The organism is Pelagicoccus mobilis (genome assembly GCF_016595505.1).
GTDB lineage: Bacteria > Verrucomicrobiota > Verrucomicrobiia > Opitutales > Opitutaceae > Pelagicoccus > Pelagicoccus mobilis.
This window is the reverse complement of the sequence record NZ_JAENIL010000126.1, coordinates 1-2558: the sequence shown is the minus strand read 5'-3', so window position 1 is coordinate 2558 and position 2558 is coordinate 1. Positions and strand designations below refer to the sequence as shown.

The following is a 2558-nucleotide window of genomic DNA, read 5'->3' as shown; positions in this document are numbered from 1 at the left end:
CCGCCATACCAAATGCCTATGTTTGTCGCTATTTCTTTCGTTGTTTTTGATGCTCCCATGCGAATCAGAACTCCATCAACTCGCTTGGGGACGACTAGAAAAGAAACTGCGTATTCGATCGTTTCTGCTTTAAGATCGAGTGCGACACCAGTGTCGATGATCTGACTTTCGGGAAAGTATCTTTTCTTCGGATACTTCTTCCATAGCTCAGCACGTATGAGGGCGACTCCTTTCAGGACTCGTCGTTTTTCTCTCCAGCTGAACAGTGCTTTGATCATTTTCTTTAATTGCTTAACGCTAAGGTGATACGACGGCGGCATTGGTCATCGCCTCCGTGTCTGGGATGGTAGATTTCGAGACTTTCGTTGTCGAAGAGGGGGCGTTTGCCGCCGTTGTATCGACCGCCTTGTTCGGCTTTATCAGTTTTTGTGTTAGGTACATCAGCGATAAGCCCGTCTGCACTCCCTCAGCTCTGAATACCTCACCTCTGCTTGTTTCTACGACGATAGCTCCTGATCCATCTGGAAGTTTATCCAAGGACTTTTCGAGCTCCTCAAACGAAATAGGCCCTAACGTAAAGTTTGAGAAATCACGTGCTGGTATCTTCAATTTGCGCGCTCCATCCTCTAGAAGGCTTAAATCAGCAACGCTCTCTGCTTCTTGACCGAACTGAACATCTACTTTCTTTAGTATTACATCAAAGCTCGAAAAATTCGTTACTTCTACATTCAGAGTTACGCCTTCTTTTTGGTTTTTCGATATGGTGTATCCAATTCGAATGTCTTCCGCGTCGTTTTGAATGTCTTTAGTGATTTGCCACATTAGTGCGGCAATAGCTATAGGAAGCGCGAGAATGCCAGCCCATGCTTGAAGATGATCCAGCTTGTTTTTCTTAATAGTCATTTTTCTTGCCGAACGTCAAATCCACACGATGGCGGCTTCGGTAGAGGTTCCAAGTCTGTTGAGGTAGGTATTCATGGGATTGTTACGAAAGAGGCGAGCGTTTGCCGCCATTGTGTGCGATGCCTTGTTCGAAAACTTTTTCTAATCCATTCTGAATGGTCAAAGCCATGTCCAAGGGGCTGCGTCCATGTCTGTTCTTCCAATCTTTCTCAGCTCCATATTCTATCAACAGAATCAGTATTTCGTAACTATCTCTCGAGTTCATGGTCGCCGTCCAGAGTGGTCCATTTCCGTGTGAATCGTGAAGGTTGGGATTGGCTCCTTTCTCCAGAAGGATCTTTGTTATTTCTTTCTCTCTTTTTTGAGAGGCAAAGTGAAGCGCACACCAACCATTGTCGTCCTGAACGTCTAAGTCAGCTCCCTTTGATATTAGCTCCTCTGCGAGTTCGAGGTTCCCATCACAAATCGCGTTAATCAGAGGAGTTCGGCCGTATTCATCGATTCCGGACCTAGGGTTTCTTTTTGGCTGTTTTCCTGACATCTATTTTTCTTCGAACGCCAAGCTCAGGCGGCGAGCGCTTGCGCTCGTTGCCTGGAGCGACTTGTTGGACCTATTTTAGTTTCGGTCGGATTCATGTTGGGGTTCCTATTTCGGATAGATCGATTCTTTTTATTCGGACGGTCGGATCAAATCTTCTCTTCGTCTTGAACCATCTTTTCTTTGATTTTGCTAACCGGGAGAAGATGATGCCTGAACCAACCACTTCGGAGGGTAAGAACTCGCACCGTCTTCTTTGGACCTAGCAGGTATGAACGTGTTCTAAATACGCTGAAATCCAGCTTTGATGATAGGTCCCAAAAACTAACGTTTTCTTCTTTTTCTATCTCTTCGGATGTTATCAATGTGCGTCCCCAAAACGTAACTACGGTATAACCTAGTTCCTCGTGTATGATCTCTTTCGTTCCGTAACAATACCTCGAGTGGTAACCAAACACATATGCGAATGGTGCCAGAAATAGGATGAGGTAAAGATATTCCATTTTTATTTCGTCCAACGCTAAGTCCTCACGATGGAGGGGGCGTAGCTCCCGGAATTGTGAGCGACGTTTTGTTCGACTGGTATTGGGATTTTCATGTTTTGATGGCGGAATTTAGCTTTAGCTAGCTGATATGCTTCCGCGGGAGAACTTCCACTGCTCAACCTTTTCTTCCGAATCAAAGAGGATGGTTGCTCCATCTACAAAATCTTCTTTGTATGTTTTTTGGTCTTCTGGCGGAAGCTCGTTGATATCCAGTCGATAGATGAAGACTTCTTTTCCTTCGCTAAGATCCCGCTTGATCAATGGATCTCCAAGCTGATCGATTATCTCTTTCTGGCTCATTCCTACCTTGATCGTTTCCTCGAGTTTGACGCGGAATCGTTCGAATCCATCACTTCTCGTATTCTCGGTCAGCGTATGAGTATCCGAGCAACTAATCAGTGTCAAAAATGTCAATACGATGGAAAGTTCTAAAGTGATGCTTCTCATTTCGCTGTGGTTAGCCTGATTTTCTTTCGTCGAACGTCGAGGCCACACGGCGAGCGCTTGCGCTCGTTGTGTGAGCCGATTGGTTATGTAATATTTTTAGTTTTGTTGAGGCCGAATTTCTTGGG

General features: G+C 45.2%; 4 protein-coding genes. All 4 read right to left on the bottom strand.

The genetic code is table 11. From position 1 onward, the window contains the following. On the bottom strand, positions 1–278 hold a 278-nt coding region (locus JIN87_RS27800; protein WP_200359974.1), incomplete at its 3' end, for a hypothetical protein. A gap of 19 nt (positions 279–297) precedes the next feature. Beyond that, complete coding sequence (locus tag JIN87_RS27795) at positions 298–903, bottom strand: hypothetical protein (RefSeq protein WP_200359972.1); 606 nt, start codon at positions 901–903, stop codon at positions 298–300. Between the two features lie 82 nt (positions 904–985). Beyond that, a complete protein-coding gene (locus tag JIN87_RS27790; protein WP_200359970.1) occupies positions 986–1444 on the bottom strand; it encodes an ankyrin repeat domain-containing protein in 459 nt (152 codons plus the stop codon). 617 nt (positions 1445–2061) lie between these two features. Next, complete coding sequence (locus JIN87_RS27785; RefSeq protein WP_200359968.1) at positions 2062–2433, bottom strand: hypothetical protein; 372 nt, start codon at positions 2431–2433, stop codon at positions 2062–2064. Between the last annotated feature and the right edge of the window lie 125 nt (positions 2434–2558).